This is a genomic window from Flavobacterium sandaracinum (genome assembly GCF_004349135.1).
Taxonomy (GTDB): domain Bacteria; phylum Bacteroidota; class Bacteroidia; order Flavobacteriales; family Flavobacteriaceae; genus Flavobacterium; species Flavobacterium sandaracinum.
Genome location: NZ_SMFN01000014.1, coordinates 25,544 through 51,014, shown reverse-complemented (window position 1 = coordinate 51,014; position 25,471 = coordinate 25,544). Strand labels below are relative to the sequence as shown.

Sequence of the window (25,471 nt, the reverse complement as noted above, 5' to 3'; positions counted from 1 at the left end):
CTTAACTTTTAATGAATACAAATACTAGTAAGAAGCCCTCTTTTTTTTCAGGATTGACAGGACAAATATTAATTGCTATGGTCTTGGGTGCTATTTTAGGCATTGCTATACATAATTCGATTTCACCGGAAGATGCTAAAGTCTTTAGTAAAAAAATAAACATCTTAGCAACCATCTTTATTCGTTTAGTTCAAATGATTATTTCTCCATTAGTTTTCACCACTTTGGTGGTAGGAATTGCTAAGCTTGGAGATATTAAAGCGGTAGGACGGATTGGTGGTAAGGCAATGGGTTGGTTTTTTACCGCATCGTTTGTTTCCTTATTGTTAGGTATGTTTTTTGTAAACACGCTTGAACCTGGAGTTGGACTTAATTTACCAAGTATTGACTTAGCCTCTGCTTCTGAAGTAACTGCTAAAACACAAAACATATCTTTTGAAAATTTTATTGAGCATATCGTACCCAAAAGTATCTTTGAGGCCTTGGCTACTAATGAAATTTTACAAATTGTAATTTTCTCCATTTTCTTTGGTCTAGCGGCCGCTTCATTAGGAGATTATGTAAAGCCAGTTACAAATGCTTTAGAAAAAATATCTCATATTGTTCTGAAAATGGTTAATTATGTAATGAAATTTGCACCAATTGGAGTATTTGGAGCGATAGCTGGAGTTTTTGCAGTACGTGATTTTCAGGAGTTAGCAATTACGTATTTCAAGTTTTTCGGTTCCTTTTTGATTGGAATTTCCTCTCTTTGGGTGGTACTAATACTTGTTGGTTATATTTTTCTAAAAAGTAGAATGACCGTTTTACTGAAAAGAATAGTTAGTCCACTAATCATTGCTTTTGGGACTACTAGTAGTGAAGCTGTTTTTCCTAAATTGACTGAAGAATTGGAAAGGTTTGGGGTCAAAGACCGAATTGTTTCTTTTATGTTGCCTTTGGGTTATTCTTTTAACTTGGATGGAAGTATGATGTACATGACTTTTGCTAGTATTTTTATTGCTCAAGCATACGGTATTGATTTAGATTTGGGAACTCAGATGACAATGCTTTTAGTTTTGATGTTGACCAGTAAAGGTATCGCAGGCGTTCCAAGAGCTAGCTTAGTAGTAGTTGCTGCAACCTGTGGGATGTTTGATATTCCTATTGAAGGAATTGCCTTGATTCTACCAATTGATCATTTTTGTGATATGTTTCGTAGTGCAACCAATGTTTTAGGAAATGCATTAGCAACATCAGTTGTAGGTAAATGGGAAGGTGATGCTGAAACAGAAACGGCTACTATTGAATAATAATTTTACCAATTACATAACAACCCTATTCTTTGAGAAGAGTAGGGTTTTTTTGTACAAGAAATTTAAATTAATTGAACATTTAAAATCTTTAGTTTAACTAAAAAGAAGTGTTTTTATGTTTTTTTTTATTAATAAAATGTATATTTGATGAAATTCAATTGGCTATGTATCAGATACGTATTGTTTTGTTTTCACTATTAATTATAAATTATTTTAATTATAGTTTAGTTGCGCAGACAAAGACATTTTCCAAAAACGAAATTACAAAATTAACAAATCAAGCTTCTCGGTATTTAAAAGAGGCCAATTTTGAAAAATCATTAGAGATTTCTAAAATAGCTCTGCAAAAATCAATTACTGCTAATGACTTTTCTTCTACAACTATTTCCTACAATACGATTGCCGCAAATTATGCTGAAATAGCTCAATTTGATAAAGCTATTTTTTTCTATAACAAGGCCATGCTTTACGCTACCAAACTTAGTAATGATACTTTAAAAAATAAAATTAATAATAACTTAGGCAACATCTATTGTTTTGAAAAAAAACAATATTTAAAAGGGATTAAATACTACGAAAACACCCTTAAATACAGTGAAAAAATAGCAGATAGCAATCAAATATTTATGACTAAACTTAATATTGCTTGGGCTTATTTTGACGTTGGCCATTTTGAAAAAGGATATCCAAATTTAGAATTTATAAACACTCATAACGAAAAATTTGGGAATGAATCAAATGTTGCAGCTGTCAATATGCTCAACGGAATGTACTTCGCGCATCAGGACAATAATAAAAAAGCGACTTCTTTTTTTTTAAATGCCATTAAGGATGGAAAGCAATCGAATCAAAAGTCAGATTTATCCTTTGCCCATTTGGAATATTCTAAATTTTTGTGGAAGAAAGGCGATTATAAAGAGGCCTATGTTAACCTTTCTAAATACAATGAAATTACAGAAGAACTTTATAACAATGAAAAGCTAGAAAAAGCAAATATAGCGGGAATAAACATACAATTAGAAGAGTATAAAAGAGAAATTGATAAATTTGAAAATGAAAAGGAGGCCCAACTTCAAATAGTAGAAAAATCGAAAACTATTGTGGTGCTATTCACTGTAATTTCCTTCGTTCTATTATTGCTACTTTATACTTTATTTAAAAATAATAATTTTAGAAAAAAATCCAATGCGCAACTTTCTAAGACTAATGAAGCGCTAATTTTCGCAAAAGAAAAAGCAGAAGAAGCCTCTGTTTTAAAATCACAATTTGTTTCAACGATCAGTCATGAATTGCGAACTCCTCTATATGGAGTAGTAGGAATCACAAATATGCTGCTAGACGAGCACAAAGAGTTATCCAACAGTCCACATTTAAATTCGCTCAAATTTTCAGCTAGATATTTACTATCCCTAGTGAATGATATTCTTCAAATCAACAAGATTGAAGATAATAGAATTGTATTGGAAAATTTGACTTTTAATATATCTGATGAAATTAATATGGTCAAAAATTCGCTTTCATTTTTGGCTAAAAATAACAACAATACTATAGCAGTTAAAATTGATGCTGCAATTCCAGAATATCTAATTGGTGATAAATTAAGGCTTTCTCAAATCATTATGAATTTGGTGAGTAACGCATTGAAATTCACTAGAAATGGTAAAGTAACAATCGATGTCTCATTAGAAAAAATGTCCGGAAAATCGTATTTTATAGCTTTTAAAATTGAAGATAATGGTATAGGAATAGCGGCTGAGGATCAGGAAAAGATTTTTGAAAAATTTGTGCAAGTGGGGAGAAAAGAAACTGATTATCAAGGAACTGGTCTTGGTCTTTCTATAGTAAAACAATTGTTGGGTCTATTCAATAGTACAATTTCACTTCAAAGCACCCTAAATCAGGGAACAGTTTTTAAATTTGTGATTCCTTTTGAATATAATCCACAGAAAACAATTGAAATCATCAATAATATTCAAGTCGATATCACTGCACCACAAACGATAAATGTCCTAGTAGTTGAGGACAATCACATTAATCAATTGGTCACTAAAAAGACCATCGAAAAGAATAACTATAAGTGTAGTGTTGTTGATAATGGCTACGCAGCGCTAGAAATTTTGGACAAAGAATTTTTTGACATTATACTGATGGATATTAACATGCCATTGATAAATGGTTTTGAGACCACTAGAAAAATTCGTTTAAAGGGAATAGTAACTCCAATTGTTGCACTAACAGCATTCGATAAATCTGAAATTACAGAAGAGGCACTTTCTTGCGGAATAAATGACATCATTATTAAACCATTTGATTCCGCCAAATTGTTTAAAATCATAACTATTTTGATAGCCACTAATTAATACTTAATAAATCACTTCGTCAATTTACATCTAAAATAAAATCGTTAAACCCTAAACTATTTTAATAGCTTTACGGTTTAACGATTTTAAATTTTTAGATTTTCGAAATGAAAATCCTCCTTATTTTATTGTAATTGTTTTGTGCTTTTTTTTCATGACTCCATCTTTTTTGCCAATTTCAACATGAAGAATTCCATCTTTATAACTAGCTTCGATCTTATTTTCGTCTATATATTCTGGCAAAGAGAAAGATCTGCAGAACGACTGATAATTAAACTCTTTTCTAACATAATTATCTTTTTTTCTAGTTTCTTCTTTTTCTTCTTTCTTTTCAGAAGAAATCATTAGCATGTTGTTGTCGATTTCAATTTTGAAATCTTCTTTTTTTAATCCGGGAGCTGCTAATTCCACTTCTAATTTATTTTCTGTTTCTTTTAAATTTACCGAGGGTAAATTTGTTCCAATCGAGGAGAAATTTTTATCAGTCCAATCGAATACTTCTTTTGAAAAGATGTCATCAAATAAAGTATTTACTGATGGGAAAAAGCCGTTTCTTTTAACTAAAGTTTCCATAATTTTGTATTTAATTGTTTTAATATCTTAAATCAAATGTACTGATATAATTTATTATTAGCCAAAATATAGATCACAAAACGTTGAAAAACAAATAGTTAATGTTTATATGCATCTTTTAACTAAAGTTAAAAAGGTATTTCTGACAGTCGAAAAAGATGTTAGTACCACCTTTTCTTGTTTTGCTTAGAAGCGTCTGATTTTCTTGATTTATGAGCTCCACCGCTTCGATTAGAGTTGCCTTGTTTTGATGCAGGGGCAGTTTCTGGACTTCCTGAATGCCAACCATAAGGATGGTCACTTACTATTTTTACATCTACTTTGATTAATTTTTGAATGTCTTTCCAATATTGATGTTCATCTTTACCACAAAAAGAAATGGCAACACCATCATTCCCAGCGCGTCCCGTTCTACCAATTCTATGTACATAGGTCTCAGCAATATTTGGTAAATCAAAATTGATGACAAAAGGCAATTGGTCAATATCAATTCCTCTGGCGGCAATATCAGTAGCCACTAAAACTTTGATTTCTTTATTTTTAAAACCATCAAGAACACGTTGTCTTGCATTTTGAGACTTATCTCCATGAATCGCTTCGGCTTCAATGTCATGTTTTCGCAAGGCTTTTACAACATTGTCAGCTCCATGTTTCGTTCTTGAAAAAACTAAAACATTAGATAAATTTTCGTTTTTTATCAAATGATATAATAAATTTCTTTTTTCTCCTTTTTCAACAAAATAGACACGTTGTTCTACATTTTCAGCAGTTGATGAAACGGGAGAAACCGTAACTGTTGCTGGGTCTTTTAAAAACATTTCTGCTAATTCTCTTATTGCAATTGGCATTGTTGCAGAGAATAAAAGTGTTTGTCGGTTGTTAGGCGTCAACTTTACAATTTTTTTGACATCATTTACAAATCCCATATCTAGCATTTGATCAGCTTCATCGAGAACTAGTGTATGTAAATGGTCTAAATCTATAAACCCTTGTTTTACCAAATCAAGTAAACGTCCCGGTGTGGCAATGAGGATATCTATTCCTTTTTTAAGCATTTCTACTTGAGGTACTTGTGAAACTCCTCCAAAAATGGTAAGTTGAACTAAGTTGGTGTACTTGCCATACTGGTCAAAATTTTGTCCAATTTGAACAGCTAATTCTCTAGTTGGGGTGATAACTAAGGCTCGGATTGGACTTGCTTTTTTAGACGAACCTACAATTCTATGGAGTTGATGAATGATAGGAATGGCAAAAGCAGCAGTTTTACCAGTTCCTGTTTGGGCACAACCAATCATATCTCTTCCGGATAAAACGATTGGAATTGCTTGTTCTTGTATTGGAGTTGCTTCTAAATAGCCTTGTTCAAATACGGCTTTTTGTATACTTTTTGAAAGTGATAAATCTTCGAATAACATATTTTTGATATTAATTATCTTGTATTAGGTACAAAGATAGTTTTGCAAAGATAGTACTAATATTTTTGGTGTGTACTTTTAGGTCCTGCAGGCGCTCCATTACAACGATTTACTTACTGAATTTGTAATTTGAATAGGAGGTATTGTATTGGATTTAATAAAATCAGTAATCAAGTATCCTATCAATTTGCCTATTAGGTGATTGTTTTTTTCTTCTCCTAAATCTGGGGCGCCTTCGCAAATATGCAAGTAGGATGCATTTTTATTTTTTCCAAAAAAGGAAATAAACTGTCTCAGTTGTTCCACCGAAAAACCACTCATTGTCATTGCACTGCAAGCAATATTTGGAATGGCATCCAGGTCGATTTCTATTCCGAAGGAAGCATCATTTACAAACTCTAAAGCATTTGCCATTTCCTGATCAAATTCTTTTTCCTTTCTAATACTTACACTATCATAAGTGGTATAGCGCACTCGATCCTCGGTTTTTTTGATAATATCCAAAACACTTTTGGAAGTATAGTTCTCATGCAAACCAAAAATAAAATATTTTTTTAAAAAACCTTCTTCATAGGCATAAGAAAATCCATTGCCGCTATGACGTCCTTCTAGAATTCTAAAATCAGAGTGGGCATCAAAATTAATTGCATTTATAGGTTTGCCTTTAGCCAGTGCCGTTCCTTTTATATTGCCGTAAGAATTATTGTGTCCCCCACCAATAACAATTGGTGTTTTGCCTAATTTCACCAAATTAAATATAATGTGCGAAACATCTTTGTCAATTTTATCGACTAGCTGACTCAATTTAGAGCGGTCATCAATATCATTAAAGTCTAGATGCTCCACGTTTTTCATTAGTTCACTCACATCAAGCTGCCCTAGAACCACAAGTTGACTGCCTTTACAAAAACGATTGTGCTGAATGTTTGCAATGCTTTTTATCGCACTATCCCACGCGGATGCTGCTCCTGGTCTGCCATAATTGGCTCTTATGCCGATATCTTCCGGAATTCCAAAGAGCACATATTTAGCTTCACATTTTTTTAGAAAATCAGTAGGATCTGCATCTTTTGGAATGGTTATCATTTTCTCGCCAAATTTTATTTCACCACTTCTGTGGTTGGTTATTTTTGCAAGATCTTTGATGGTAAACGGGATAATTTTGTCCATTAAAAAAATAATTTTTGTTCAAAAATAATATAATTGTGTTAACTTACGTTATCAGGTGGTTATATAATGTTAAATTTGTAAATAAATTAAAAAATTAAAACGAGATGGAAAATCAAAAAAGCAGTTCAAGTCTTAAAGTGGTAGTAGCAGTATTGGCTATTTTATTAGTGGGTAGTTTGATCTACATTTTCAAAATGACTTCTGATGCAGATACAGTTAAAACAGAATTGAAAACTACATTGACCGAAAAAGAAACGGTGATGAAAGATCTACAGGAACTAAAATCGACTTATGATGCTGCTATTTCAGAAAATACTTCAATGTCTGATGAGTTAATTCTGGAAAGAGATAAAGTGGTTAACCTGATGTCTGACTTAAGTAAATCAAAAGGGGATGTAGCTTCTTTGTCAAAATACAGAACTCAATTCAATGCTTTGCAAGGGAATATGAAAGTTTTAATGGCGGAGAACGACAACTTGAAAAAAGCTAACACGACACTTACAGTGCAACGTGATAGTACTGTGGTTGTATTAGGAGAGTCTAAAAAATACAATGAAGCTTTGGTTGGGCAAAACGAAGAATTGGCTAAAGCGGTAGAAATAGGGTCAAAATTAACAGTTTTGAACACAAGAGGATCGGCTTTTAAATTACGTAGTTCTGGTAAACAAATTGAAACAGATAAAGCTAGTAGAGCTGATGTTCTTAGAGTTAGTTTTACAATTGCGGAAAATCAAATTGCTAAATCTGGAGATAAAACGTATTACGTTCAAGTAATTGATAGTAAAAGCAATGTTTTAGGGGATAAGAAAACAGAGAACTTTGGAGAAAATAGTTTAACGTATAGTTTTCTAACTAATGTTAAATATGAAAATAAAACGATTCAAGTTTCTGAGGATTTAAGAGGAAAAGATTTTGCTAAAGGAACGTATTTTATCAATATTTTTGACAGAGATGTATTAGTTTCTAAAACAAGTTTTATCTTAAGATAATCACCAATAGAAAATATTTAAAAGAGGAACGTACTGTTCCTCTTTTTTTTTATGAAAAAATTTCACCTTCAATCAATACTGTATCAATCAAATTGCTACCAAAAGCATAAGGAATTTGATAATAGGAGGGAATAGGTTTCGTGATAATTAGATTTGCTTTTTTACCGATAGTAATACTTCCATGCGTATCAGAAATTCCCATCGCATACGCTCCGTTTATTGTAGCTGCGTTAAATGCTTCTTCGGGCGTCATTTTCATTTTGATACAGGCAGTGGCGACCACAAAATTCATATTTCCTGATGGGGTAGAACCCGGATTATAATCTGTTGCTAGTGCCATAGGAAGTCCAGCAGCGATCATTTCTCGTGCTGGAGTATACGGAATACTCAAAAAATAAGAGCAAGAAGGTAATGCAACAGGCATTGTTTCAGTATTTTTCAACGCTTCAATATCTTCCGGTTTCATTACTTCTAGATGATCTACAGAAAGTGCTTCCTGTTTTATTCCAACTTGAATTCCGCCAATAGAGTTGAACTGATTGACATGAATCTTTGGTTTTAAGCCAAATTTAATTCCAGCTTTCATGATTTGTTGCGTTTCGGCAACAGTAAAATAGCCGGTTTCACAAAATACATCGATGAATTCCGCTAACTTTTCTTCAGCTATTGCAGGCAGCATTTCGTTGATGATAAGATCGATATAGCCTTGATGGTTTTCTTTAAATTCTGAGGGAAAAGCATGAGCACCAAGAAAAGTTGCTTTTATCGTAATAGGATAATTTTGAGCCAAGCGTTGAATGACGCGCAGCATTTTCAATTCTCCTTCAACAGTTAAGCCATAACCCGATTTGATTTCTACTGCTCCGGTTCCTAAACGCATCACTTCTTCTAGTCGAACTTTAGACTGGTCGTACAGTTCTTTTTCTGAAGTTTCGTTAAGTTTTTTAGCGGAATTTAATATTCCACCGCCACGATTAGCGATTTCCTCGTATGTCAAACCATTGATTCGATCTACAAATTCCTGCTCTCGGTTGCCGGCATACACAATATGTGTGTGACTGTCGCACCAAGATGGTAAAACTATCTTTCCGGTGGCATCAATTGTTTTGTCCGTGTGAATTTTCGGTAATTGATCCATTGAACCAAAATCAGCAATTAAATTGTCTTTAAGTACTAAAAAGGCATTTTTGATGGTGGGAAGAATCGCCATTTCTGCACCGGAAACTTTAGCGATCGAAGTTTCTCGTACTTGAAGCAATTCTTTGATATTGGTAATTAATGTAGTCATTTAAAGAAAAATTACTCTGAAACTTTAATTTCAAACATTTTATCCCAATTTTTACCAGTTACAAAAATGGTCTTTGTTTTTGGGTTATAGGCAATTCCGTTTAGGACATCTGTATCAGGTAACTGAGTTATTTTTTTCTTTAAATCTGCAAGATTTATAATTGCTTCGACCGCTCCATTTTTAGGATTGATAACAGCAATCGCATCTTTTTGGTATACATTCCCATAAATTTTCCCATCAATCCATTCGAGTTCATTGACTGCTTTAATTTTTGTTTCAAAAGAGTATACGTTCAAGTAGTCTACTTCTTTAAATGTGCTTGGGTCAATTATCCAAATTTTTTCAGTTCCATCAGATTGATATAAATATTTTCCGTCATTTGTCAATCCCCAACCTTCGATAGGTTTGAAATAAGTAAACGTTTTTTCTTTTTTGAAAGTATCTGCATTGTAAATGTACCCTTCATTATTTTTCCAAGTCAGTTGGTACACTTTATTGTTAAGAATTGTGATTCCCTCACCAAAGTATTTAGAATCAAGTTTAATTTCTTTGTGTACTTTCCCTGTTTTGTAATCGGTTTTTCTTAAATAAGATTTTCCATATTGTCCAGTTCCTTCGTATAAAGTATCACGATAAAATTCTAAACCTTGTGTGTAGGCTCCGATGTCGTGTGGATAAGTATTTACAATAGTATATTTTAACAATTTAGGTTGAATTTCAGAAACCAGTTCTACTCTAGCGGTAGCTTCTGAGTTTTCTCCTCCATAATACACCAATGCTTTTAGGTTTTGATAGCCTAGTTTTTGGTCTTTTAATTCTAAAGTTAATTTTTCTAAGCCCTTTGTCGAAGCTATTTTTTTATCATTTACAAAATAAATAATACTGTCTACAGTTTGTTCTTTTAGGTTCAAAATTTCCAAAGAAAGCGCTTCTTGTGGCTTATATTGTTCCTTAAATTTAGAATTGTCAAAGGTGAATAAAGTATTTTCTCCTTTTTTTGTGTGATTGCAATTGGTTAAAGTGATTCCTAATAAAATGATAGATAGGAAGTTATAATTTCTCATAGTTTGGATTTTGAATACCCGAATATACAACGTTATTTTTAATGTATAAAGCTCTTGCAAAAATATAAAAAGATTGTATATTTGCACCGGCAAGTCCTACACGATCAGCTCCTGCAGACTCCCCCAGGATGGGAACATAGCAAGGGTAAGCGGTTGAGCGATGCGATGTAGGTCGCTTGCCATTTTTTTTTAATCTGTATTTATTTCAGATTCTTTTTCTAAATACACAAATAGTAGTCTTCCTTCGGGAGGATTTTTTTATTTTTGGACCTTTCGTATCACAAACAGCAATAACCATGAATAAAGTAGTTCTAATTACAGGAGGTTCTTCAGGAATAGGAAAATCTATTGGCGAATTTTTGCACCACAAAGGTTTTGTTGTGTATGGAACCAGCAGGAATCCGGATCGAATTTTGAATTCGGTTTTTCCACTAGTGGCTTTGGATGTTCGGGATTCAGATTCGATTCATGCGGCTGTTGCCAAAGTGATTTCGATCTCCGGAAGATTAGATGTTGTTATTAATAACGCTGGTGTTGGAATTACGGGACCTTTGGAAGAAATTCCGATGCAGGAAATCAAAAATAATTTTGAGACCAATCTTTTTGGTCCAATTGAAGTGATGAAAGCAGTTTTGCCCCAAATGCGTGCGCAAAGCTCGGGTTTGATTGTCAATGTTACCTCGATTGCGGGATATATGGGCTTGCCGTATCGAAGTGTTTATTCTGCTTCTAAAGGTGCGTTAGAACTTATTACAGAAGCATTGCGTATGGAGGTTAAATCATTTGGTGTCCATATAACTAATGTGGCTCCGGGAGATTTTGCAACAAATATTGCGTCAGGACGATATCATGCTCCAGTTATAAAAGGTTCAGCGTATGAAACTCCATACCGAAATACATTGAAAACAATGGATGAACATGTGGATAGCGGTAGTAACCCTAATGAAATGGCGGAAGCAGTTTATCATATTATACAAACTCGGGAACCTGAAATTCATTATAAAGTGGGCGTTTTTATGCAAAAATTCTCCATTGTTTTGAAGAGAATTTTACCCGATAAAGTATATGAAAAAATGCTGATGAACCATTATAAATTGTAACACCACATTAAAGTACTAATACGTGTTAATGCTAATGAACATAAGGCGTTAAGTCCTATAAATAAAGGATCTTGCAAAATACTTAAAACACCCTAAAACGCATTAAAACGCAATAATACTTAAAACTGCATACACAAATGCGTACACAAGTTTTTAAAGCCTTATATTTGTATTAGAAAAATATAAGCTATGAAAACCACCACTTTTGAACTAAGAGGGAACACCAATAATAAAACAATACAATGTAGGGTAACAAATGGCCGCAATAATATTGTTAGAGCCTCTACGGGCTTAAAAATTGATACTGAAAATTGGAGTACCGAAAAGCAGCTAACAAAAGGATCCAATGCAATCGAAAAAAATATAAATTCAAAATTGCGTAAAATTTGCGATTTAGTAGAAAATGACCTTATTACTAATATTGTTACTACTGAATGGCTAAAAAGTATTATTGATATTGTGAACGGTAAAATTAAAGCTGATGAAAAACTTTTATTTCTTGGAGCTTGTGAGAATTACATCGATCAAAAAAAGAACCTTGCAAAAAACACCCTCGATTTATACAATAGGGCGTTTGCTTTGCTTACTGAATTTATAGGCACCAGCAGGCCGCAAATAAAGGCCGTAAACAAAAGTTTTATGTTAGCCTTTGAAAACTATTTAATAGGTACAAAAAAGCTATCTAAAAACACCGCTATACAACACACCCGTTTTATTATTACGGTTTTGAACGATTGCAGCAAAGAAAGAGGTTTGGAGGTTGCAATTTCGAGAGGCTACAACGAAAAGCCGATCAAACGAGATAAAAGGGAAATTGTAAAACTCGATAGATCAGAATTACAACTTATCAAAGATTTAAGAGATTTACCCCAGCATTTAGAGAACTCTCGTAAATGGCTTTTAATTGGGTGCGAAGTAGGGCAAAGGGCTAATGACTTACTAAGTATAACGCCGTCAAATATTTCTAACGGCCGTTTGCGGTTAACCCAGCAAAAAACTAAAAAGCCCGTTGTTATTCCTTTGCAGGCCGAAACAATAGAATTATTAAAAGAGTTTCCGAAACAATGCGATATAATTACACTAAACCGAAATATAAAAACTCTTTGCAATCTTGCAGGTCTTAACGCATCCGTATTAAAAAGAGTAAAAGAAAACGGAATAGAGTTTTTAAAAGAAGTGCCAAAATACGAGGCTATTTCTACACATTGTATGCGTAGGAGCTATGCGAGTAATCACTATAATATTATTCCAACGTCTTTAATAATGTCGATCACAAAACACGCCACAGAAACCCAGCTAATAAAATATATCGGTTTAACTGATGAAGATATTGCGGACGCATACGAAAAGGCACTTTTGCCTAAATAGTCATTTGCTCGCTTTTTTGCCTAAAATTAAATTTATTGTTACCGTAAATTAAATTTATTAACGGTTTTTATTAGTCTTTAAATACCTGTAAATCATTTGTTTAAAACTTTATAAATAGTTGTTTTTTCTCTTTCAGAAGTCTAAAAACGTTCTTATGTTTGTATTCAGAGTAAGGAACTAATCCTTACACATATTTAACCGAGATTAAAGCATAAGAGTAATACCGAAATTACCGAAATTAAAAAATGAGTTAGTAGGTCGCTATCTTCTTAAAATACAAAATCTACTCGAAAGACCAAATTTGCCTTTAGTTTCTCAAAACTAATTACAATGAAGTTATTAACAACTAGAAAAGTTGCCGAAAATTTGGGCTTTTCAACAAGGTATGTTTGTTTACTTGTAAAATCAGACAAAATTAAGCCCTTTGCCGTTCTTGACAATGGCCACAACGTTTTTACAAACGAGGCAATCGAGGCCTTTAAAGCAAGAAAGGAGGCCAAAGATGCAAAGTAATATCTTAATCCAAATTAGCCCCGCTGAACTAAAGGAAATGATTGTTGAAGCTCTCGGAACAGTTAGCAACGTAAAACCAGCAGAAACCCTACTATCTAAAAAGGAAGTTTGCGAACTGTTAGGCATTACTTTAAACACCCTTGATAAATTCACTAAAAACGGAACAATACCAGCGTTTGGAATTGGCAGCCGTGTTATGTTTAAGCGTTCGGACGTTTTGAGTTCTTTAATTAGAATAAATAAATAACGGGAAATGGCTAGTACTAGTAACCAAACCCCGCAAAAAAGCAAAGATAATAAAGTTTCTCTTTTTATCGGAGGCATTAAAACAGTTAAATCGCAAAAAACTATTTCGATTGATGAAGTAGTGAGTATTAGCGCTTCGCTGCAGGAATTAACCGCAAAAATGATTGCTTGTAATAATCCAGCAGAAAAGCAAAAATTAAAATTATTGCAGCCCTTTATTACGCCTTACGGTACGTTTAGTTATAGAGAAAACAAAAGTATTTTACATTACAATCGTAATATTGCAGCCTTTGACTTCGACAAACTAACAACGGAACAAACGGAAGCCCTAAAAGCAATTTTAGTAAAAAATGCTAGTGTATTGCTTTGTTTCATTTCGGGCAGTCAACACGGAGTAAAAGCGATCATTTTACTAAGTGAAGTAATAAACTTAGATAAGCATTACAATACATTAAAAGTAAATGCAGCGGCTTTGCTGGACGCTATCGGAGCTACTGAATACGCCCCATTTTTAGACGTTGCACAATTTAAATTATCGCAGCCAATGTTCTTGAGTTATGACGCTAATTTACATTTTAATACCGATGCAACGCCCTTAGCTATTCAGTTAATAGAACCTATTGAAATTATAAACGAGCCGCAGCCAGTACGAGAGCTAAAAAATTATGACGCTGCAACTCAAATACGAATTGAAGCCTATGCAAACAATGCAGTTGACCGCCTTTGTTTTGAACTTGAAAACCACGACGGAGCAAGACACCCACAAATTGCGAATGTTAAGGGAATTGCAGGCCTTTACAAAGGTTATAATTTAGAGAATGAACAACAAGCCTATGACCGTTTAGAAAGTAAGATTGTTGCAATGTACGGTACCGATAGCGAAGCCAAAGCAGGGAACGCATTTAATTCTATGCGTACGGCTTGGAACGATGCTGAACCGCTACGCAACGCAACAATTGAGGAAATTATAAAAGAAAGCACGGACTATTTCGCCAGCGAGCACGAAATTAACCGCCTTAAATACCGTATTGACGTAACAGAGGAAATTCCAGCCCCTCAAATAGCGTGGAGTTTATTAAATGTTACCGACGGCAAACCCGCAATTTTGGGAACTCTTGGAAATTTTAGCCTAGTTATTGGAAAAGCTAAAGCGAAAAAATCATTTTTTATAAATATTGCAGTTAGTACCGCTTTGAGTGATTGCGTAATGTTGGAACGTTTTACAAGTGATTTGCCGATTGAACAAAACGAGGTTATTTATTTTGACACGGAACAAGGCAAATACCACGTGCAGGCTGCAATTAAAAGGATTTGCGACCAAATTAACCAACCCGAACCAAAGAACCTACACGCCTATTTTTTACGATCATTAACACCGTCGGAACGTCTCAAATTTATTGAGGAGGAAATTTATAGCAATCCTAGAATTGGTTTTGTAGTGATTGACGGAATAAAGGATTTAGTAACCAGTATAAACGATGAGGAGCAGGCCACCAATGTAGCCAGCAAATTACTAAAATGGACGGAGGAACGCAATATTCATATTGTAACGGTATTGCACCAAAACAAAAGCGATGCAAATGCACGTGGCCACATTGGTACTGAGTTAATCAATAAGGCGGAAACCGTTTTGGAGGTTGCAAAAAGCGACACAGAGCCGAAAATTTCAATCGTAACCGCTTTGCAATGTAGAAATATAGAAGCCGAGCCGTTCGCCTTTGAAATAGACGTTTTTGGGCTGCCAATTGCGGCGGAACACTTTGAGCAGCGAACAGAAACCAAAAATAACCGTTTTGACGTTTCAGACCTGGAGGAGGTTAAAAAATATGAACTGCTGCAGGAAGTTTTCAGCAACGGCCAAAGTTTTACTTATACTGATTTAGTTATTCAGTTAGGTTTGGCCTATAAATCTATGTTTAATACTAGCATAGGTACTAACCGAGCCAAAGAGCTTTTAACATATTCTAAAAATAGGGGTTGGCTTATAAAAGGGAACAGTACTCGTTCGCCTTATTTATTAGGGGTTTTTGCCGTTGCTGATGAAATATAAGGTTTAATAAATAAAATAATTTTTAGAAGCAAGTGGTTTAGGTTTACGCCTATATATAGGCGTATAAACCACTCTAAACCACTTGCAAAGGGTTTAATTAAACTGGTTTAAACCTTAAACCATTGACAACAAATATTAATCAATTAAATATAATTAAAATGAAAAACGCATTAAAAGAATTGCTAAAAATTGCAATCAAACCAACACAAGCAAAATACACGCTTTTACACGACGGCCAGCGAAGCACTAGAGCTATCAAAGGAATAGATTATAAGATAATTTGCGAATCACCAGCAAAGCCCAGCCCGTTAACGGTGGAGCAGGTTTTAAACCTAGACAACGAGCAAGCCGCCCAGCTTGTTGAGTTCTTAGAACTACGACGCCGCAAAAGACTATTAATCAAAGCAGATTTGAACTATCAAAATTTCTTTAATAGAATAAACCTATCACAAAAATAATTAAAATAGATTTACCCTATTTAACCGATAGGGTATTGGCGATTGCTGGCGAGCATTGGCGAACAATTTTATTAAACTTTTACAAATTTTGCCAAAAAAAGGCAATTAAACACCCACACTATGAACACAAAAAAAATATTACTAGCAGAAAATCAAGTAGTTACAAATGAGTTAATTACTTTTCAGATTAACCGACACCAAAACGGCAAAACACTTTTAAGTAAATTAGCAAAGATAGGTTATGTTGCATCGAGTATTGAGAGCTGGGAATCAATTGAGACCCATTTTAAGCAGCCGTTTCCACAGGCAAATTTAACTTTCAACTTGCAAACTGAGGGCATCGAAAAGGAGTATAGAGATGCCGAAGCCTTTTATTTAAAAAACCGCTATCATTTGAGATTTGATCCAGTTACCGAGCTGGAGCAGGAAACAATAAGAGAGCAAAACCGCCTTTATACAAGTAATGATATACAAATTGAGGCATACGCTTTAATTTTACAAACAGTTGAAAACTTTAATAGGCTGGGCAAACTCGGTATGCGAATTAATTGGGGTGCTACTCACACGATCAATAGTGTTTTTGTTAGTGATAAGCTGAATTTAACGATGGAAGCAAACAAAAAACATTTGATTGATATAGTATCGAGTTTGAAATAATGATTTTTAATCAATAAAGTTAACCGCTGCATTAAGTAGCGGTTTTTTTTATGCTTAAAATCCCCTTTAAATAATTACTTTTGACGTGCAAACGAGCTATTTAAAACACAAGTGCGTACACAAGGCAATTGTTAAGTACCGTAAACGTTAAAACGAGGCGTTATAAATTGTAATTTTGCACCGTATTTGCGTGAAGGATTGTAGCGGCATCCCTCGCTTTTTATCGAGGATAGAGCGAAAAGCCTGACCCTTGTGGGCAAGCACAAATAAAAAACACACACAATTAAATATATAAATACTATGAAATTTTTTATTGACACGGCTAATTTAGCTCAAATTAAGGAAGCACAGGCATTAGGCGTTTTGGATGGCGTTACAACGAATCCTTCATTGATGGCCAAAGAGGGAATTACAGGGAAAAACAGCATTTTGAAGCATTATGTTGATATTTGTAATCTAGTTGATGGTGATGTAAGTGCCGAAGTTAATGCTTTGGATTACGACGGAATGATTAAAGAAGGCGAAGAATTAGCAGATTTACACGAGCAAATCGTGGTAAAATTGCCTATGACCAAAGAAGGAGTGATGGCTGCTAAATACTTTTCGGACAAAGGAATTAAGACGAATGTAACTTTAGTATTCTCAGCTGGACAGGCTTTATTAGCTGCAAAAGCGGGAGCTACTTATGTTTCTCCGTTCATCGGTCGTTTGGATGATGTATCTACAGACGGTTTAGCTTTGATTGAAGAAATCAGATTGATTTACGACAATTACGGATACGAAACTCAAATTCTTGCGGCATCAGTGCGTCACACCATGCATATTGTAAATTGTGCAAAAATTGGCGCTGATGTGATGACTGGACCATTATCTGCGATTTACGGATTGTTGAAACACCCTTTGACTGATATTGGATTGGCACAATTTGTGGCTGATTTCGAGAAAGGAAATAAATAGATTTAAGGTTGCAGATTGCTTCGCCAGTTCGCCTTTCAGGTTCGGGCAACGATTTTTGATTTTGAGATTTCGGTATAAACAAAAACTCCCATTATGCATAGCAAAATGGGAGTTTTTTGGTTGGTTTGGTTTTGATTAGTTTGTGTTGAAATTAGTGTCCTCCACCCACTTCTATTTCTTTTCCGATTCCTTGTTTTTCTAAAATTCCAATTACTTTCCATCCGTAGAATGCGATGAAAGCAAAACATAAAACAGGAATGAAGTAAGACGTATGAATTCCGATAATATCCGCTAATTTCCCTTGTAATGGCGGGATAATTCCACCACCAAGGATCATCATTACCAAGAAAGCCGAACCTTGAGAAGTGTATTTTCCTAAACCTGCAATGGCTAAAGAAAAGATAGATGGCCACATGATACTTAAGAATAAACCACCGCTCATAAAAGAAAAAATTGCGATCGTTCCAGTAGTGAATAGTCCAATAAGCATGGCTGTCATTCCCATTATACCAAAAATCATTAAGGTTCTTGACGGTTGGTCTTTTCCTAAAAAGAAACCAGCGATTTGGAACAAAATTACAAATGCATAAGCGTATAAAGGCGTCACATCTTGTCCAGAAATAGCGTTTGCCGCTAAAACTACTCCAAATGCAATATAAGGAACAACGATAAGTAAAATTTTCTTTAGTTGTGATGATGGGTTAAAAACCGTAATGGCTCCTGCCCAACGTCCAATCATTAAACTTCCCCAATACATAGACATGTAAGGCGCTAAAGCTGGACCTGAAATTGAACCAAAATCAGCCGTTACCAATAATTCACCAAGGTTACTTCCTATAGTTACTTCGACACCTACATAAGCGAAAAGGGCTAACATTCCCAAAACTAATTGTGGATATTTCATGGCTCCCCATCCTTCAGGATTTTTTTGAGCTGTTGTATTTGCAAAGAATAATCCAATAACAACTACCAAAAGTGTAGAAACTGTTAAGGCTAATCCTAAATAATCTTTTTCTTTATTCTCTATAAAACGAGTGATAAATTCAGGCTCTTCGTAACGAGAAAAGATGTAAGCAAAAATAGCGACCAAAATTACAGTAATGGCAATCAAGGTTTTCATTGCTTTATTCGCCGTTTCAAAAGTAGAATCACTTTTTCCAGCCGGTAATTTTTTAGAAAAATGGAATAGCGCTGCTGCCAATAAAAACAGTCCTCCAACAAATACATATAGGATTCTCATAGAATCTAATGAATCTGGTTTTTGAGCAAATTCTTCAATATTTACACCTGCAATAACTCCAAATAAGGCGATAGACACGACTATTGGTCCTATTGTGGTTCCCAATGAATTGATTCCTCCAGCAAGATTTAATCTGCTTGAAGCGGAATGTGGTTCACCAAGAGACGCTGCAAAAGGTTGTGCCGATGTTTGCTGTAGTGAAAAACCAAGTGCAACAATAAATAAAGCGCCAAGTATGAACAAATAACTTCCTTGTGTTACCGCAATTATCATCAATACGGCTCCAAATGTACTTATTAATAATCCGTAAATTATTCCTTTTTTGAATCCCCAACCGTTAAGAATATCTTTTTTGGCAATACTACTAAAAATGAAAAGCAATAAAGCACCAATATAGTAAGCACCATAAAAAGCAAAATCAATTAATTGACTTTGGAATTGGTCTAAGCCAAATTTAGCTTTGCAAAATGGAATAAAAATCCCGTTTGACGCTCCAATAAATCCCCAAAAGAAAAATACGGTTATGAGCGTATAAAGCGCGGAATTGTTAGACTTTGTTTGTTCTGAATTCATAAGTATAAATTGGTTAATGATTAGTATTAAATACTTTTTATCGCTGTAAGACCGTAAATATATTTGTTAAGTAAATTAAAAAAAAATAATTTAGACTAAATATTGTTAGAATTATTGAATAACCAATTTTTGTTGAATATACCTGCTTTTTTTTCAAACTTTTTGCTAATTCTAAAACAACGGTAAATTAGAAATTGGGTTTGGAATATTCTTTATTCACAGAAATAGTCTAAGTTTTTCATGATTTAATATTTTTAAAAAGTAATCTCAGTAATTCGATTTCTGATATTATTTACTTTCCTTGTTCTTTTAAAAAAAACTATCTTTATGAATATGAATAAAGAACACGATATGAAAAGCACTTCAGAAGGAAAAATAGATATCAGTTATGAAAGTATCGGTAAATTTGAGGAAACACGATTTGAAAAAATTCACAATAAAATTTTCAAAAATGCTTCTGAGGCGTCCCTACTAGTTGCTCAGGAAATTGCACAATTGATTGTATCCAAGCAAGCCGAAAATAAAGTTTGTATTCTCGGGTTGGCCACTGGTTCTTCACCTATAAAAGTGTATGAAGAATTGGTTCGAATGCACAAAGAAGACGGTCTTAGTTTTAGTAATGTAGTGACTTTTAATTTGGATGAGTATTATCCTATGAAGAAAGAGAATCATCATAGTTATTACTATTTCATGCACGAGCATTTGTTCAATCACATTGATATTAAACCAGAAAACATTAATATTCCCGATGGAACGGTTCCAATTGAGGCGCTTAAGCAATATTGTATTGATTATGAAAATATGATAAAAAATGCTGGTGGACTTGATTTTCAATTGTTAGGAATCGGTCGCACTGGGCACGTTGGTTTTAATGAACCAGGTTCCCATATCAATTCTGGAACCCGAATAATTACTTTGGATTACATTACTCGTGTCGATGCTTCCTCTGATTTCAATGGTATCGAATATGTTCCCAAGCGAGCCATTACGATGGGTATTTCTACGATTCTTAAATCCAAAAGAATTATTTTGATGGCTTGGGGCCAAAATAAAGCCGACGTAATAAAGAAAACGATTCAAGATGATATTAGCTCTGAAATTCCTGCTACTTTTTTGCAAAATCATGATAATACTACTTTTGTTTTAGACCAATCAGCGGCTTCAGAATTAACCCGATTCAAAACACCATGGCTTGTTCAAGATTGTAATTGGACATTGGAACTTAAATGTAAAGCTATTGTCTGGTTGTGTTTAAAAACAAATCGCTCCATACTAAAATTAACCGATAGGGATTATAACAATAATGGTATGTCAGATTTGCTGGCTTCAGAGGGTTCAGCTTATGATTTGAATATCAATATGTTTAATGTTTTGCAACACACCATAACCGGATGGCCGGGAGGAAAGCCTGAAACGGATGATACCAACAGACCCGAAAGAGCGAATCCCGCGAAAAAACGTATTATACTTTTTAGTCCGCATCCGGATGATGACGTGATTTCTATGGGAGGAACTTTCTCTAAATTGATACGACAAGGACACGACATTCATGTGGTGTATCAAACCTCAGGAAATATTGCGGTTACAGATGAAGAAGCATTAAAATTTGCTGAAGTTTGTAATGATTTTATAGAAAATGATGCAATAAAAATCGATTTTCAATCGGTTATTGATTTCTTAAATAGCAAATCAGAAAACCAAATGGATTCTCTCGAAGTTCGCAAACTAAAAGGACTTATCAGAAGAAGAGAATCCTACGCTGCGGTGCGATTCATAGGATTGAAAGAGTCCAATATCCATTTTCTAGACATGCCTTTTTATGAAACAGGATTAATAAAGAAAAATCCAATTCATGCCGATGATATTGCTATTGTAAAGACGATTATCGAAAAAATAAAACCGCATCAAGTTTTTGCGGCAGGTGATCTTGCAGATCCGCACGGAACGCATGAAGTTTGCCTTAACGCAATTTTTGCTGCAATGGCCGCTTTGAAAGCCCAACCATTTATGAATGATTGTTGGTTGTGGCTGTATCGCGGTGCTTGGCATGAGTGGGAAATTCATGAAATAGATATGGCTGTTCCTCTAAGTCCCGAGGAAGTTATGCTGAAAAGACACGCTATTTTGTACCATCAATCGCAAAAAGATCGGGTGATGTTTCAAGGGAATGATTCTAGAGAATTTTGGGTGCGTGCCGAAGACCGTAACAAACATACAGCAAAATTGTATGATGATTTGGGATTGGCGGAATATGAAGCCATCGAAGCTTTTAAACGTTTTGATTATTAAAAACATATTGAATATCCACAAACTATGAAATACTTTTTTATGCTATTATTTGGAACTTTTGTTTCGAATGCTCAAATTACCACCGAGCAATTAAACCTGATGCCTTGGCCACAAAATATAAAGTTGATCGCTGGCACTTTTGCTTTAAGCAAAAATTTCAAAGTGAATATTACGGGGAATCCACATCCTAGAATTTTTCTAGGTGCCACTAACTTTGTACGACGATTGGACGGCAGAACAGGATTGTTTCTGGGACAAAGTTTTTTGACGAAAGTCAATGAAAGCCCTGAAGCCGAATTGCAAATTAATTGTACTCGCAATGGAAAAATAGAAATTAATGAGGACGAAAGCTACCAACTGATCATTAATTCCAATAAAATAATAATTAATGCTACCAATGATTTAGGGGCTTTGCATGGCTTGGAAACTTTATTGCAATTGCTTCAAAATAACAGTACTTCGTATTATTTTCCGATTGTTGAAATATCAGATTCGCCACGTTTTACCTGGAGAGGTTTGATGATTGATGCGGCACGACATTTTCAACCGGTTGATGTTATCAAAAGAAATCTGGACGCTATGGCTTCAATGAAAATGAATGTTTTCCATTGGCATTTAGCCGATGATCAAGGTTGGAGAATTCAATTGAAAAATCATCCAAAATTAACAGAATTAGCCTCAGATGGTAATTTTTATACTAAGGAAGAAATCAAAAAAATTGTACAATATGCTGATGAAAGAGGAATTTTGGTTATTCCCGAAATAGATGTTCCGGGACATGCTTCGGCCTTATTGACTGCGTATCCAGAAATAGGAAGTAAAGTAGGCGAAGGGAAAATTACCTATGAAGTACAAAGAAATTCAGGAATTTTCAATGCGACTCTAGATCCTACAAATCCAAAAACGTATGAAATCTTAAGCTCAATTTTTGATGAGGTTTGTCCGTTATTTCCGGGCAGTTATTTTCATATTGGTGGTGACGAAAACAATGGAAAAGAGTGGAATGCAAATCCTGCAATACAGCAATTTAAGCAGGATAATAATTTGGCAAACAACCATGATTTACAGACTTATTTTAATATGAAGTTAATTCCAATGCTCAAAAAGCACAATAAAAAATTGATGGGTTGGGAAGAAATAATGACTGAAAACATGTCCAAAGATGCTATAATTCATGCCTGGAGAGGAACGAATGAAGGACAAGAAGCTGGCGGAGCATTGATCAAAGCTGCAAAGAGTGGTTACAATACCGTTTTGTCTAATGGGTATTACATTGATTTGATGCTGGGTTTAGAAAGTCATTATTTGAATGATCCTTTACCTAAAAAAATCATTCTTAGTCCGGAAGTAAAAGCAAGGATTTTAGGAGGAGAAGCTGCAATGTGGAGCGAACTCGTAACACCATTAAATATAGATTCCAGAATTTGGCCACGAACTGCCGCAATAGCGGAGCGATTATGGTCAAATGCGGAAGTGACTGATATGAACAGCTTGCGCAAAAGGTTGAGAACAATTTCTTTTCGATTAGAAGAACTCGGAATTACGCACATTAGAAACAAAGAAGTAATCTTAAGAAACATCAGCAACAATCAAGATACACGGGCATTGAATGATTTTTCGAATCTTTGTGAACCACTGAAAAATTACAAACGCAACGGTGGCGGAAAGAAATACCGGATGCATTCTCCGTTAACCTTATTCGCGGATGCATGTAATTCCGATGCTTCGGAAGCACTAGATTTTAATGCTGCCGTCAATTCTTATTTAGCGGATAAAAGCAAGGAGAATAAAGTAGTGGTAACGGATTATTTCAAGAAGTGGATTGTCTTAAATTCTGATTTAATCGCTTTAAGTGCTAACGCTCCATTGGTGCAGCCTCTTTTGTCTTTGTCTCAAAGTTTGAGTGATGTATCCCAGCAACTTTTACTTTTGATAGATAAAAAACAGAAGGTAAATCAAACTGTTTTGAAAGATTTATTAGAAAAATGCAATACTAGAAGCCCTGCTGATGTAGAATTAGCTGTTTACGATGGTTTGAAAAAATTACTTTAGAATAAATCTACTATTGGTTTTTCATGAATAAACGCTAGAATCCTGACAATTTGTGTCAGGATTTTTTATGTTAATTATTTTGGTATGCAACAAATTTAAATCATTGAAAACGGATTTTGTTGGAATTCAGTAAATCGGTATTTTTTTCGTATTTTTGCAAAAATTTAATAAAATAAATATTCATGTTAACAGTAAATAATTTATCAGTTCAGTTTGGCAAACGAATTTTGTTTGACGAAGTAAATACTACCTTCACACACGGTAATATCTATGGCGTTATCGGAGCCAATGGTGCTGGAAAATCTACTTTTCTTAAAATAATTGCAGGTGAAATGGACCCAACTTCGGGGAATATTCATTTAGAGCCAGGAAAACGGATGTCGGTTTTAAACCAAAACCACAATATGTTTGACGAAAGCACCGTATTAGAGACCGTTATGATGGGAAATAAAACCCTTTATGCGATCAAGAAAGAAATGGATGCTTTGTATTTAGATTACAACGATTCAAATGCGGACAGAATAGGAGAGTTGCAAGTGCAATTTGAAGAAATGAACGGATGGAATGCTGATTCTGATGCAGCATCCATGTTGTCCAACCTTGGAATCACAGAGGAGCATCATTATACATTAATGGGAGATTTGGAAGGGAAAATAAAAGTTCGTGTCCTATTGGCACAAGCGCTTTTTGGAAATCCGGATTTACTTATTATGGATGAGCCTACCAATGATTTGGATTTTGAAACCATTGCTTGGTTAGAAAATTTCTTGGCCAACTATGAAAACACCGTAATTGTAGTTTCTCACGACAGACACTTTTTAGATTCTGTTTGTACGCATATTTCGGATATTGATTTCAGTAAAATAAATCACTATTCAGGAAATTATACTTTCTGGTATGAATCAAGCCAATTAGCCGCAAAACAACGCGCACAACAAAATAAGAAAGCCGAAGAAAAGAAACAGGAATTAGAAGAATTTATTCGTCGTTTTAGTGCGAATGTAGCCAAATCCAAACAAGCTACTTCACGTAAAAAAATGATTAGCAAGTTGAATATTTCTGAGATAAAACCATCAAGTCGTCGTTATCCGGCAATTATTTTTGATCAAGAGCGCGAAGCAGGAGATCAAATTTTGAATGTGCAAAATTTAAGCGCTTCCATAGATGGAGAAATTTTGTTTAAAGGAGTAGATTTAAATATGGCCAAAGGCGATAAAATCGTTCTTTTCTCTAAAGATTCACGTGCAACAACTGCATTTTATGAAATATTGAACGGAAATCAAACCGCAGATTCAGGAACTTTTGATTGGGGAGTTACAACAAACCAAGCCTATTTGCCAGGTGATAATCATTCCTTTTTTGAAAGTGATTATTCTCTAGTAGATTGGTTGCGCCAATGGGTAAAAACCGAAGAGGAGCGAGATGAGGTAAACATCCGTAGTTTCCTTGGAAAAATGATTTTCTCAGGAGAAGAAGCCTTGAAAACATGTAGAGTATTATCCGGAGGAGAAAAAGTGCGTTGCATGTTGTCACGCATGATGATGGAAAGAGCCAATGTTTTAATGCTGGATGAACCTACCAATCACTTAGATTTAGAGTCGATTACAGCTTTTAATAACTCATTAAAAAACTATAAAGGATCCGTAATTTTCACCACACACGATCATGAATTTGCTCAAACGGTTGGAAATAGAGTTGTCGAATTGACACCAAATGGCGCTATTGATAGATACATGACGTTCGATGAATACTTGGATAACGAAGGTGTTCAGGAATTAAGAGCTAAAATGTACACCGTTTAAAAATAGTTACAT

Annotated in this window: 20 protein-coding genes and 1 other RNA gene; 15 read left to right on the top strand and 6 right to left on the bottom strand. The window is 34.5% G+C overall.

From position 1 onward, the window contains the following. Positions 1-11 precede the first annotated feature (11 nt). The gene (locus tag E0F91_RS12060) at positions 12-1,292 is read left to right on the top strand and encodes a dicarboxylate/amino acid:cation symporter (RefSeq protein ID WP_132066734.1); all 1,281 of its coding nucleotides are present in this window, start codon (positions 12-14) and stop codon (positions 1,290-1,292) included. 167 nt (positions 1,293-1,459) lie between these two features. After that, a complete protein-coding gene (locus tag E0F91_RS12055; protein ID WP_132066733.1) occupies positions 1,460-3,655 on the top strand; it encodes a tetratricopeptide repeat-containing hybrid sensor histidine kinase/response regulator in 2,196 nt (731 codons plus the stop codon). A gap of 120 nt (positions 3,656-3,775) precedes the next feature. On the opposite strand, the gene E0F91_RS12050 is transcribed toward E0F91_RS12055, so the two are convergent. The 3 genes from E0F91_RS12050 to E0F91_RS12040 form a co-directional block, all read right to left on the bottom strand. Beyond that, positions 3,776-4,228 carry an Hsp20/alpha crystallin family protein gene (locus tag E0F91_RS12050; RefSeq protein ID WP_132066732.1) on the bottom strand — a complete coding sequence of 151 codons (453 nt, stop codon included), beginning with the start codon at positions 4,226-4,228 and terminating at the stop codon, positions 3,776-3,778. Between the two features lie 161 nt (positions 4,229-4,389). Next, positions 4,390-5,643, bottom strand: a complete 1,254-nt coding sequence (locus E0F91_RS12045) for a DEAD/DEAH box helicase (protein ID WP_132066731.1) — start codon at positions 5,641-5,643, stop codon at positions 4,390-4,392. A gap of 99 nt (positions 5,644-5,742) precedes the next feature. Next, positions 5,743-6,813, bottom strand: a complete 1,071-nt coding sequence (locus E0F91_RS12040; RefSeq protein WP_132066730.1) for a formimidoylglutamase — start codon at positions 6,811-6,813, stop codon at positions 5,743-5,745. Positions 6,814-6,917: 104 nt separating this feature from the next. Here E0F91_RS12040 and E0F91_RS12035 point away from each other — a divergent pair, with 104 nt between their 5' ends. Further along, on the top strand, positions 6,918-7,802 hold the full coding sequence (locus E0F91_RS12035) for a hypothetical protein (RefSeq protein WP_132066729.1): 885 nt from the start codon (positions 6,918-6,920) through the stop codon (positions 7,800-7,802). A gap of 49 nt (positions 7,803-7,851) precedes the next feature. Here the strand turns inward: E0F91_RS12035 and hutI are convergent, their stop codons facing one another. Together hutI and E0F91_RS12025 are read right to left on the bottom strand one after the other, a co-directional pair. Beyond that, positions 7,852-9,090, bottom strand: a complete 1,239-nt coding sequence (hutI, locus tag E0F91_RS12030; RefSeq protein WP_132066728.1) for an imidazolonepropionase — start codon at positions 9,088-9,090, stop codon at positions 7,852-7,854. Positions 9,091-9,101: 11 nt separating this feature from the next. Further along, positions 9,102-10,154, bottom strand: coding sequence for a glutaminyl-peptide cyclotransferase (locus E0F91_RS12025; protein WP_132066727.1), 1,053 nt, complete (start codon positions 10,152-10,154; stop codon positions 9,102-9,104). A gap of 87 nt (positions 10,155-10,241) precedes the next feature. On the opposite strand from E0F91_RS12025, the gene ffs reads away from it, so the two are divergent. The 9 genes from ffs (at position 10,242) to fsa (ending at position 17,503) form a co-directional block, all read left to right on the top strand. Continuing rightward, an RNA gene (gene ffs / locus E0F91_RS12020) (signal recognition particle sRNA small type) lies at positions 10,242-10,339 on the top strand. Between the two features lie 111 nt (positions 10,340-10,450). Further along, complete coding sequence (locus E0F91_RS12015; RefSeq protein WP_132066726.1) at positions 10,451-11,254, top strand: SDR family oxidoreductase; 804 nt, start codon at positions 10,451-10,453, stop codon at positions 11,252-11,254. A 189-nt stretch (positions 11,255-11,443) separates the two neighbouring features. Further along, positions 11,444-12,622 carry a tyrosine-type recombinase/integrase gene (locus E0F91_RS12010; protein WP_132066725.1) on the top strand — a complete coding sequence of 393 codons (1,179 nt, stop codon included), beginning with the start codon at positions 11,444-11,446 and terminating at the stop codon, positions 12,620-12,622. A gap of 330 nt (positions 12,623-12,952) precedes the next feature. After that, a complete protein-coding gene (locus E0F91_RS17750; protein ID WP_165930126.1) occupies positions 12,953-13,135 on the top strand; it encodes a MerR family transcriptional regulator in 183 nt (60 codons plus the stop codon). Continuing rightward, entirely contained in the window at positions 13,125-13,382 is a 258-nt protein-coding gene (locus E0F91_RS12005; RefSeq protein ID WP_165930125.1) for a helix-turn-helix domain-containing protein, read from the top strand. Before E0F91_RS17750 ends, E0F91_RS12005 begins: the two co-directional genes overlap by 11 nt. 6 nt (positions 13,383-13,388) lie before the next feature. Next, positions 13,389-15,431, top strand: a complete 2,043-nt coding sequence (locus E0F91_RS12000; protein WP_132066723.1) for a BT4734/BF3469 family protein — start codon at positions 13,389-13,391, stop codon at positions 15,429-15,431. Between the two features lie 158 nt (positions 15,432-15,589). Continuing rightward, complete coding sequence (locus E0F91_RS11995) at positions 15,590-15,889, top strand: hypothetical protein (protein WP_132066722.1); 300 nt, start codon at positions 15,590-15,592, stop codon at positions 15,887-15,889. A 120-nt stretch (positions 15,890-16,009) separates the two neighbouring features. After that, entirely contained in the window at positions 16,010-16,546 is a 537-nt protein-coding gene (locus tag E0F91_RS11990; protein ID WP_132066721.1) for a hypothetical protein, read from the top strand. A 300-nt stretch (positions 16,547-16,846) separates the two neighbouring features. Further along, complete coding sequence (fsa, locus tag E0F91_RS11985; protein WP_073353076.1) at positions 16,847-17,503, top strand: fructose-6-phosphate aldolase; 657 nt, start codon at positions 16,847-16,849, stop codon at positions 17,501-17,503. A gap of 151 nt (positions 17,504-17,654) precedes the next feature. On the opposite strand, the gene E0F91_RS11980 is transcribed toward fsa, so the two are convergent. Beyond that, the gene (locus E0F91_RS11980) at positions 17,655-19,316 is read right to left on the bottom strand and encodes an MFS transporter (RefSeq protein ID WP_132066720.1); all 1,662 of its coding nucleotides are present in this window, start codon (positions 19,314-19,316) and stop codon (positions 17,655-17,657) included. 351 nt (positions 19,317-19,667) lie between these two features. On the opposite strand from E0F91_RS11980, the gene nagB reads away from it, so the two are divergent. The 3 genes from nagB (at position 19,668) to E0F91_RS11965 (ending at position 25,459) form a co-directional block, all read left to right on the top strand. After that, the gene (nagB, locus tag E0F91_RS11975) at positions 19,668-21,605 is read left to right on the top strand and encodes a glucosamine-6-phosphate deaminase (RefSeq protein WP_132066769.1); all 1,938 of its coding nucleotides are present in this window, start codon (positions 19,668-19,670) and stop codon (positions 21,603-21,605) included. Positions 21,606-21,629: 24 nt separating this feature from the next. After that, positions 21,630-23,657 carry a beta-N-acetylhexosaminidase gene (locus E0F91_RS11970; protein WP_132066719.1) on the top strand — a complete coding sequence of 676 codons (2,028 nt, stop codon included), beginning with the start codon at positions 21,630-21,632 and terminating at the stop codon, positions 23,655-23,657. Between the two features lie 182 nt (positions 23,658-23,839). Next, complete coding sequence (locus E0F91_RS11965) at positions 23,840-25,459, top strand: ABC-F family ATP-binding cassette domain-containing protein (RefSeq protein ID WP_132066718.1); 1,620 nt, start codon at positions 23,840-23,842, stop codon at positions 25,457-25,459. Positions 25,460-25,471: the final 12 nt, after the last annotated feature.

Coding starts and splice junctions, on each gene's coding strand:
- E0F91_RS12060 (WP_132066734.1), top strand. CDS start 12: ATGAATACAAATACTAGTAAGAAGCCCTCTTTTTTTTCAGGATTGACA.
- E0F91_RS12055 (WP_132066733.1), top strand. CDS start 1,460: ATGTATCAGATACGTATTGTTTTGTTTTCACTATTAATTATAAATTAT.
- E0F91_RS12050 (WP_132066732.1), bottom strand. CDS start 4,228: ATGGAAACTTTAGTTAAAAGAAACGGCTTTTTCCCATCAGTAAATACT.
- E0F91_RS12045 (WP_132066731.1), bottom strand. CDS start 5,643: ATGTTATTCGAAGATTTATCACTTTCAAAAAGTATACAAAAAGCCGTA.
- E0F91_RS12040 (WP_132066730.1), bottom strand. CDS start 6,813: ATGGACAAAATTATCCCGTTTACCATCAAAGATCTTGCAAAAATAACC.
- E0F91_RS12035 (WP_132066729.1), top strand. CDS start 6,918: ATGGAAAATCAAAAAAGCAGTTCAAGTCTTAAAGTGGTAGTAGCAGTA.
- hutI (WP_132066728.1), bottom strand. CDS start 9,090: ATGACTACATTAATTACCAATATCAAAGAATTGCTTCAAGTACGAGAA.
- E0F91_RS12025 (WP_132066727.1), bottom strand. CDS start 10,154: ATGAGAAATTATAACTTCCTATCTATCATTTTATTAGGAATCACTTTA.
- E0F91_RS12015 (WP_132066726.1), top strand. CDS start 10,451: ATGAATAAAGTAGTTCTAATTACAGGAGGTTCTTCAGGAATAGGAAAA.
- E0F91_RS12010 (WP_132066725.1), top strand. CDS start 11,444: ATGAAAACCACCACTTTTGAACTAAGAGGGAACACCAATAATAAAACA.
- E0F91_RS17750 (WP_165930126.1), top strand. CDS start 12,953: ATGAAGTTATTAACAACTAGAAAAGTTGCCGAAAATTTGGGCTTTTCA.
- E0F91_RS12005 (WP_165930125.1), top strand. CDS start 13,125: ATGCAAAGTAATATCTTAATCCAAATTAGCCCCGCTGAACTAAAGGAA.
- E0F91_RS12000 (WP_132066723.1), top strand. CDS start 13,389: ATGGCTAGTACTAGTAACCAAACCCCGCAAAAAAGCAAAGATAATAAA.
- E0F91_RS11995 (WP_132066722.1), top strand. CDS start 15,590: ATGAAAAACGCATTAAAAGAATTGCTAAAAATTGCAATCAAACCAACA.
- E0F91_RS11990 (WP_132066721.1), top strand. CDS start 16,010: ATGAACACAAAAAAAATATTACTAGCAGAAAATCAAGTAGTTACAAAT.
- fsa (WP_073353076.1), top strand. CDS start 16,847: ATGAAATTTTTTATTGACACGGCTAATTTAGCTCAAATTAAGGAAGCA.
- E0F91_RS11980 (WP_132066720.1), bottom strand. CDS start 19,316: ATGAATTCAGAACAAACAAAGTCTAACAATTCCGCGCTTTATACGCTC.
- nagB (WP_132066769.1), top strand. CDS start 19,668: ATGAAAAGCACTTCAGAAGGAAAAATAGATATCAGTTATGAAAGTATC.
- E0F91_RS11970 (WP_132066719.1), top strand. CDS start 21,630: ATGAAATACTTTTTTATGCTATTATTTGGAACTTTTGTTTCGAATGCT.
- E0F91_RS11965 (WP_132066718.1), top strand. CDS start 23,840: ATGTTAACAGTAAATAATTTATCAGTTCAGTTTGGCAAACGAATTTTG.